Origin of the sequence: Flavobacterium frigidimaris (genome assembly GCF_002217275.1) — a bacterium.
In the GTDB taxonomy this organism is placed as follows: Bacteria; Bacteroidota; Bacteroidia; order Flavobacteriales; family Flavobacteriaceae; genus Flavobacterium; species Flavobacterium aquidurense.
Map to the genome: position 1 here is coordinate 1 of NZ_MUGV01000061.1, position 6,924 is coordinate 6,924.

At 33.6% G+C, this 6,924-nt stretch carries 9 protein-coding genes and 2 tRNA genes; 8 read left to right on the top strand and 3 right to left on the bottom strand.

Annotated features, from left to right (window positions below; translation table 11 throughout):
* Window positions 1-34: 34 nt before the first annotated feature.
* Window positions 35-1,441: an aminopeptidase P N-terminal domain-containing protein gene (locus B0A65_RS22820; protein WP_074659454.1), complete on the bottom strand. Its 1,407-nt coding sequence runs from the start codon at window positions 1,439-1,441 to the stop codon at window positions 35-37.
* Window positions 1,442-1,699: 258 nt separating this feature from the next.
* Here B0A65_RS22820 and B0A65_RS22825 point away from each other — a divergent pair, with 258 nt between their 5' ends.
* The gene (locus tag B0A65_RS22825; protein ID WP_074659455.1) at window positions 1,700-2,137 is read left to right on the top strand and encodes an META domain-containing protein; all 438 of its coding nucleotides are present in this window, start codon (window positions 1,700-1,702) and stop codon (window positions 2,135-2,137) included.
* 59 nt (window positions 2,138-2,196) lie between these two features.
* Here the strand turns inward: B0A65_RS22825 and msrA are convergent, their stop codons facing one another.
* Both msrA and msrB read right to left on the bottom strand, forming a co-directional pair.
* Window positions 2,197-2,805, bottom strand: coding sequence for a peptide-methionine (S)-S-oxide reductase MsrA (gene msrA / locus B0A65_RS22830; protein WP_074659456.1), 609 nt, complete (start codon window positions 2,803-2,805; stop codon window positions 2,197-2,199).
* A gap of 7 nt (window positions 2,806-2,812) precedes the next feature.
* Entirely contained in the window at window positions 2,813-3,367 is a 555-nt protein-coding gene (gene msrB, locus B0A65_RS22835; RefSeq protein ID WP_074659457.1) for a peptide-methionine (R)-S-oxide reductase MsrB, read from the bottom strand.
* A 296-nt stretch (window positions 3,368-3,663) separates the two neighbouring features.
* Here msrB and idi point away from each other — a divergent pair, with 296 nt between their 5' ends.
* From idi to B0A65_RS22870, 7 genes are all read left to right on the top strand, one after another.
* Entirely contained in the window at window positions 3,664-4,191 is a 528-nt protein-coding gene (gene idi, locus B0A65_RS22840) for an isopentenyl-diphosphate Delta-isomerase (protein WP_074659458.1), read from the top strand.
* Window positions 4,192-4,213: 22 nt separating this feature from the next.
* Window positions 4,214-4,624 (top strand): 6-carboxytetrahydropterin synthase, encoded by a 411-nt coding sequence (locus B0A65_RS22845; protein ID WP_056195575.1) that lies wholly within the window; start codon window positions 4,214-4,216, stop codon window positions 4,622-4,624.
* A 3-nt stretch (window positions 4,625-4,627) separates the two neighbouring features.
* Window positions 4,628-5,086: a peroxiredoxin gene (locus B0A65_RS22850; protein WP_074659459.1), complete on the top strand. Its 459-nt coding sequence runs from the start codon at window positions 4,628-4,630 to the stop codon at window positions 5,084-5,086.
* Between the two features lie 56 nt (window positions 5,087-5,142).
* Window positions 5,143-6,111 carry a type I phosphomannose isomerase catalytic subunit gene (locus B0A65_RS22855; RefSeq protein WP_074659460.1) on the top strand — a complete coding sequence of 323 codons (969 nt, stop codon included), beginning with the start codon at window positions 5,143-5,145 and terminating at the stop codon, window positions 6,109-6,111.
* A gap of 56 nt (window positions 6,112-6,167) precedes the next feature.
* Complete coding sequence (locus B0A65_RS22860; protein ID WP_026982865.1) at window positions 6,168-6,434, top strand: hypothetical protein; 267 nt, start codon at window positions 6,168-6,170, stop codon at window positions 6,432-6,434.
* Window positions 6,435-6,512: 78 nt separating this feature from the next.
* A tRNA-Thr gene (locus tag B0A65_RS22865) sits at window positions 6,513-6,586 on the top strand.
* Window positions 6,587-6,690: 104 nt separating this feature from the next.
* Window positions 6,691-6,764 (top strand) — tRNA-Thr (locus B0A65_RS22870).
* Window positions 6,765-6,924: the final 160 nt, after the last annotated feature.

Sequence of the window (6,924 nt, forward strand, 5' to 3'; positions counted from 1 at the left end):
CATATTAATCTTTTAATCTGGACTACAAAATAAATTATATTTTAGGGAATTTCATTTCGTTGAAAGTGCTTTTTTGCGCTGCCATTTTTTCAACATCCTCCCATTTTCTTGGAGATTCAGCAGATAAATTTTCGTATGAATCTTTTTTGATGGCGATGTCATCTTCGATTCGAACGCCAATATTCCACCATTTTTTATCACATTTGCTGTTTGCCGGAATGTAAATTCCCGGTTCAACAGTAAGGATCATATTTTCTTTTAGGGTTCCCATATAATTCCCTTTATCATGAACATCTAATCCAAGAAAATGCGAGCAGCCGTGCGGATAATATATTCGAACATCTTTTGGATCTTTAATAATTCCTAATTTAATTAACCCGGCAGCAATTACTTCTTTTGATTTTGTATTTAAATCCTGGATAGGCGTTCCTTCTTTGCAGATTTTAAAAACCTCCTCCTGTGCATCATAAACCAATTGATAAATAGCTTTTTGTTCCTCGGAAAACTTTCCATTTGCCGGAATTGTTCTGGTAACATCGGCAGAATAACCGTGATATTCAGAGCCAACATCCATCAATAATAATTGATTGTTCATTTTTGTGCTGTTGTTTTCTCCATAATGTAAAATACAGCCGTTTGCTCCAACACCAACAATTGGTGGATAACCTTCGCCTTCGGCACCATATTTTCTGTGAATATAAGCGTGAATTCCTTCAGCCTCATTTTCGCTCATATCGGGCCCAACTGCTTTCATAACTTCGTTGTGTGCAACGCAGGAAAGTTTAACGGTTTTACGCATTAAATCCATTTCTTCCGGAGTTTTAATTTGTCGAAGCGAGTTGGTGATATTGGTAAACGATTCTAATGAAGTTTTATCATCGCGAGTAATTCCGGCTTTCGTTTTAAAAGACTGAAGTAAGCCAAAAAGATCAAAATCACTTTGGTTGCTCTCAAGATCAGTAGGGGTTTTGTCGTAAATAATTTTGTCAAATTTCTTAAAATCTATTGCAAAATCCTTGAAATCTTTTCCGTTGTAAACTGTTGTAAACCCTAATTTAGATTTTGCTCCTTCAATACCTAAACGTGTTCCTGTCCAGATTTCTCGTGAAGCATTTCTTTCTCTCACAAATAACACTTCGTTATATGCATCAGCTGTTCCCTGTAATTCCTTGAAAATTAGTAAAACAGCATCTGGTTCTTTGTAACCGGTCAGATAATACATATCGGGATTTTGATGATAATTGTAATTAACATCTTTGGAGAAAACTCTTTCCGGATAGGAGAAAACGACAGCTACCGAGTTAGCAGGCATTAGATTTCTAAAGGCTTCACGTCGCCCTTTATGGAATTCTTTTGAAAGATAATCTGTTGGAAGGTTTTCTTGTGCCTGGATAGAAACGGCACTAATTAATAAAGTAAACAATAAAAGAAATTGCTTCATTTTTTTGGTTTTTTATTGATGATTTTAGTTTTTTAATCATCGCAAAGTACAAAAAAAATGTAATCGTATGTTTTAATTTAAGTATTTGATTTGTAGTTTTTTAATTAAAATGATGTAACTTAGAGATCAGAAATTGCAATATAATAACAAAATCTGAGCGCTTTTTTAGATATTAAATTTTATAAAACTTGCTGTCGGGCACGAATATTGAGAAGGGATATTCTGTAAAGCAATTTTAATCTTTAAAAAATAAATTTTATGAAAAAATATACCATTGCAGTCGTTTCCGTTTTAGCCTTATTACTTACTTCCTGTATGGCATCAAAAGAAGCTAAAAATTCGGTCAGTATTTATGATACAACCTGGGAATTAGAGTATATTTCCGGACCAAGAATTGCTTTTGAAGGTCTATATCCTAATAAAAAACCACAAATTACTTTTGACCAAAAAGAAACAAAAGTTTATGGTAATAATGGATGTAACGGATATAGTGCGCCTTATACACTAAATGGAAAAGCTTTAACTTTTGGAGAACCCGGGCCAGCAACAATGATGTTTTGTGACGGTGGAGGAGAACAGCAGTTTTTACAGCAAATAAAAAAAATAACAAGTTATGCTATTGATAAAGATGGAAAACTAAATTTAATTCAGGGAGATGTGCCCATGATGAGGTTTAAAAAAGTGGCTAAACAATAGTTTAAAATCCAGATAAAAGAAAAAGGGAAATGAGTTAATTCATTTCCCTTTTTTTGGTTTTATTTCTTTTTCAGTTTGTCTTTAAAGACTTTCTCAAATTTCTCTATTTTGGGCTGAATTACCATTTTGCAATACGGTTGGTTTTTATTGTTTGCATAATAGTTTTGATGATAATCTTCGGCTTTATAAAACTTTTTAAAAGGTTCTACTTTTGTCACAATTGGGCTACTGTACACTTTTGCTTTGTTGAGTTCGGTAATAATACTTTGTGCTGCTTTTCTTTGTTCGTCATTTTTGTAAAAAATCACAGAACGATATTGTGTTCCAACATCGGCACCCTGACGGTTTAAAGTTGTTGGATCGTGAACCGTAAAGAAAACCTTGAAGATTTCATTAATATCGGTTACGTTTTTATCGTATGTAATCTGAACAACTTCAGCGTGACCGGTTTCGCCTGTGCAAACTTCCTCATAAGTAGGATCCGCAACAGTACCTCCTGAGAAACCTGAAACAACAGATTTTACTCCGTCTAAATTTTCGTAAACTGCTTCAACGCACCAGTAACATCCGCCACCAAGCGTAATAGTTTCAAGGTTTGAAGGCTTTTTAGTTTGTGCAAATCCGTTTAAGGATAAAGCAAAAAGGCAAATTAAAATTGTATTTTTCATTTTCGTGTTATTTGTTATCGGGAATAAAGTCCAGGGCAATTGAGTTCATGCAATAGCGTTTTCCGGTTGGTTCTGGGCCATCATCAAATAGATGCCCTAAATGTCCGCCACAACGACCACATAATACTTCGGTTCTTTCCATTCCAAGTGAATTATCTTCTTTATATACAACACTTTTTTTGTTGTCTTGTTCAAAAAAGCTTGGCCAGCCGCAGCTACTTGCAAATTTGGCTCCGGATCTAAAAAGTTTGTTTCCGCAGGAAGCGCAGTAATAGGTTCCTTTTTCATCGGTGTTCCAATATTTTCCTGTAAAAGGTCTTTCGGTATCGGCCTCGCGCATTACTGCGTAAACATCTTCCGGTAACACTTTTTTCCACTCTGCATTACTTACGTGTAATACGGTTGTATCAGTATTTGAATAATATGGATTTCCGGGTTTATTAATTTTGTTTTCCATAACAATAGTTTTTGTGTTTTGCTTTTTTGTTGATTGGCCGCATGCCTGCAAAATAAAAAGCGGAATTAAAAAGCAAAGGCTGAAAAATTGGGTTCTTGTTTTCATAATTTCTGTGAGGCTTTAATTTTGTAAACCAAAGGTACGACGAGAGTTAGTTTCGAAATGTCGGCTAATTTACAATTGAGGTTTTTTTAAGTATGTTTTAACTTTTTTTTATTTACGTAAAAGCAATGCATATAGTTTTTTAAGCTTATTTTTAGGGGATTTTAAATTAATAACCGTTTTTAAAGTTTTGAATATTAAATACTTGTGAAAATGGAGGCTCGTTAAACTTTTCACAATCTTTTTCAGGATTTTCAAGCCATTTCTTTTTTCGTATTTTTGTTTGGACAAAACACCATATGATAGAAGAAAACGTAATATTAGTCAATCAAAATGATGAACAAATTGGTTTAATGCCAAAGTTGGAAGCGCATGAAAAAGCACTTTTGCACCGTGCATTTTCTGTTTTTATCTTAAATAATAAAAACGAAGTAATGTTACAACAGCGTGCTCATCAAAAATACCATTCTCCTTTACTCTGGACAAACACCTGTTGCAGTCATCAGCGTGAAGGTGAAAACAATATTGAAGCTGGAAGCAGAAGATTGTATGAAGAAATGGGTTTTAAAACGGAATTGAAAGAACTTTTCCATTTTATATATAAAGCTCCTTTTGATAATGGCTTAACAGAGCATGAGCTCGATCATGTTATGATTGGGTATTTTAATGAAAGTCCGGCCATTAATCATGATGAAGTAGAAGACTGGAAATGGATGAAGATTGAAGATATAAAAGAAGATATTGAAAGACAGCCCGAAATTTATACCGTTTGGTTCAAGATAATTTTTGATGAATTTTATCATTATTTAGAAGACCATAAAATTTAACCAAGACTAACCAATAACCCAAATGAAAGTAACCATATCAAGAAAAGCACATTTTAATGCTGCACATCGATTGCACAGGAAAGATTGGACATTTGAAAAGAACAATGCTGTTTTTGGAAAATGCAATAATCCCAATTTTCATGGTCATAATTATGGTTTAACAGTGAGTGTTACAGGAAAAATTGACCCGGAAACTGGTTTTGTTTTAGATGTGAAAGTATTAGCGGATATTATACACGAAGAAGTAGAAATACCGTTTGATCACAAAAATCTGAATCTGGATGTTCCGGAATTTCAGGATTTGAATCCAACTGCAGAGAATATTGCGGTTGTGATATGGAATAAAATTAGAAAAAAAATTCATGCCGATTTTGATTTAGAAGTCGTTTTGAATGAAACGGACCGCAATTTTGTAACTTATAAAGGAGAATAATAAATGTCATTAAAAACAGGAGATATAGTTCCGAATTTTACTGCAAAAGATAGTCACGGAGAAATTTTTGAAAGCAAAAGTTTTTTGGGGAGAAAGCCTCTTGTGATTTATTTTTATCCAAAAGATAATACGCCCGGCTGCACTACTGAAGCCTGCAGCTTTAGGGATCAATACGAAGATTTCAAGGATTTAGGTGCTGAGGTAATCGGAATTAGTAGTGATAGCGTAAAATCGCATCATAAATTTGCCGAGAAACATGAATTGCCTTTTCTATTATTATCAGATCCTGACAAAAGACTGAGACAACTTTTTGGAGTTCGAAATAATTTATTTGGTCTTTTACCAGGAAGAGTAACTTATATTATAGACAGAAATGGCGTTGTAATTTATATTTTTGATAGTATGAATGCAGCCAAACATATTGAGAAAGCCTTAGAGACAATTAGAGAATTAGTACTCTAAATAAAAAAAAACAGTACTAGTCAAATAACAATTTAATAAAGATATTAGCCAAAAAAATGAAACCAAACTTATACCCTTTACAATTCGAGCCCATTTTAAAAGACAGAATCTGGGGCGGAGAAAAATTAAAAACAATTCTGAATAAGCCAATAGTTTCTAAAATTACTGGTGAGAGCTGGGAGTTATCAACTGTTGAAGGCGATGTAAGTGTTGTTGCGAATGGCGTTTTAAGAGGGAAATCATTAATGGATCTTATTGATGAAACTCCAAATGAAATTTTAGGAACAGCAGTTTATAAACGTTTTGGAAAACAATTCCCATTACTTTTTAAGTATTTAGATGCTCGTGAAGACCTTTCAATCCAGGTTCATCCAAACGATAAATTAGCAAAAGAACGTCATAACTCCTTTGGTAAAACCGAAATGTGGTATGTAATGCAGGCAGATGCCGATTCCAGAATTATTGTTGGATTTAAAGAGAATTCAAGCAAGGAAGAATATTTGAAACATTTACATGATAATTCGCTTGTTTCTATTTTAGATGATGTAAAAGCAAAAGCTGGAGACGTTTTCTTTTTAGAAACCGGAACTGTTCATGCAATTGGTGCCGGACTAGTTGTGGCAGAAATTCAGCAAACTTCTGATATTACCTATCGTTTATATGATTTTGATCGTGTAGATGCTCAGGGAAATAAAAGAGAATTGCATGTAGATTTAGCTCTTGATGCCATCAATTATAATAAGGTAGATACACAGAAGAAATACGAAACAAAAGTTAATACTTCAAATACTGTTGTAGATTGTCCTTATTTTACAACCAATTTTATTCCATTAGAAAATAAATTAGAAGTTTCTAAATCAGGGGAGACATTTACAGTTTATATGTGTATTGAGGGAAGTTTCGAAATTGAATTTGATGGTTTTAAACAGACTTATATAAAAGGAGATACTGTTTTGGTTCCTGCTGAGATAAATGCATTTATTTTGAACGGAAAAGCTTCAATTTTAGAAATTTACATTTCATAGGGGTAAATATAAAGAATATGTGTACTTTTGCAGACGCAAATTAAAATTAAATAAAAATGGCAAACGTTAAAAATTTAAAGAAAGACATCAACTTCGTATTAGGAGATATTATTGAGGCAATTTACTTATTTGAAATGTCTACTACAGGAAATCCTACTCCAGAAACGAATGCTTTGATCGATCAGGCTATTGCTGCTTTCGATACTTTGATCACAAAAGTGAACGCAAAGAACGTTGAAAACAAAAAAGCGCACTTCAAACAAATCAATGTTGAATTGGAAGAAACTGCTAATCAATTGATTGCTAAAATCAACGAATTGTAAGCAAAAAAAAGTATAAAAAAGTGCAAATATATTTTGGAAAAACGAAAAACCGCTTTATATTTGCACCCGTAATGAGTCGCCAGCGTAGCTCAGTTGGCTAGAGCAGCTGATTTGTAATCAGCAGGTCGTGGGTTCGAGTCCCTCCGCCGGCTCAAGATAAAACCATCACTTTTAGTGGTGGTTTTTTATTTAAATTATTGCAAATTTATTTTGGTAAAACAAAAAAACCATTTTATATTTGCACCCGTAATGAGTCGCCAGCGTAGCTCAGTTGGCTAGAGCAGCTGATTTGTAATCAGCAGGTCGTGGGTTCGAGTCCCTCCGCCGGCTCAACGTAAAACCATCACTTTTTAGTGGTGGTTTTTTTTTGCTCAAAACTTTCGAAAAAAGCCCAAAATTAAAAATCCCAAATTCCAATTTCAGATATTTTATTTCTGTGAAGATGGGAATTTGGGATTTTAATTTTGGAATTTCACTCCATAAAAAAAGT

Coding starts and splice junctions, on each gene's coding strand:
- B0A65_RS22850 (WP_074659459.1), top strand. CDS start 4,628: ATGTCATTAAAAACAGGAGATATAGTTCCGAATTTTACTGCAAAAGAT.
- B0A65_RS22820 (WP_074659454.1), bottom strand. CDS start 1,441: ATGAAGCAATTTCTTTTATTGTTTACTTTATTAATTAGTGCCGTTTCT.
- msrA (WP_074659456.1), bottom strand. CDS start 2,805: ATGAAAAATACAATTTTAATTTGCCTTTTTGCTTTATCCTTAAACGGA.
- msrB (WP_074659457.1), bottom strand. CDS start 3,367: ATGAAAACAAGAACCCAATTTTTCAGCCTTTGCTTTTTAATTCCGCTT.
- B0A65_RS22825 (WP_074659455.1), top strand. CDS start 1,700: ATGAAAAAATATACCATTGCAGTCGTTTCCGTTTTAGCCTTATTACTT.
- B0A65_RS22855 (WP_074659460.1), top strand. CDS start 5,143: ATGAAACCAAACTTATACCCTTTACAATTCGAGCCCATTTTAAAAGAC.
- B0A65_RS22860 (WP_026982865.1), top strand. CDS start 6,168: ATGGCAAACGTTAAAAATTTAAAGAAAGACATCAACTTCGTATTAGGA.
- idi (WP_074659458.1), top strand. CDS start 3,664: ATGATAGAAGAAAACGTAATATTAGTCAATCAAAATGATGAACAAATT.
- B0A65_RS22845 (WP_056195575.1), top strand. CDS start 4,214: ATGAAAGTAACCATATCAAGAAAAGCACATTTTAATGCTGCACATCGA.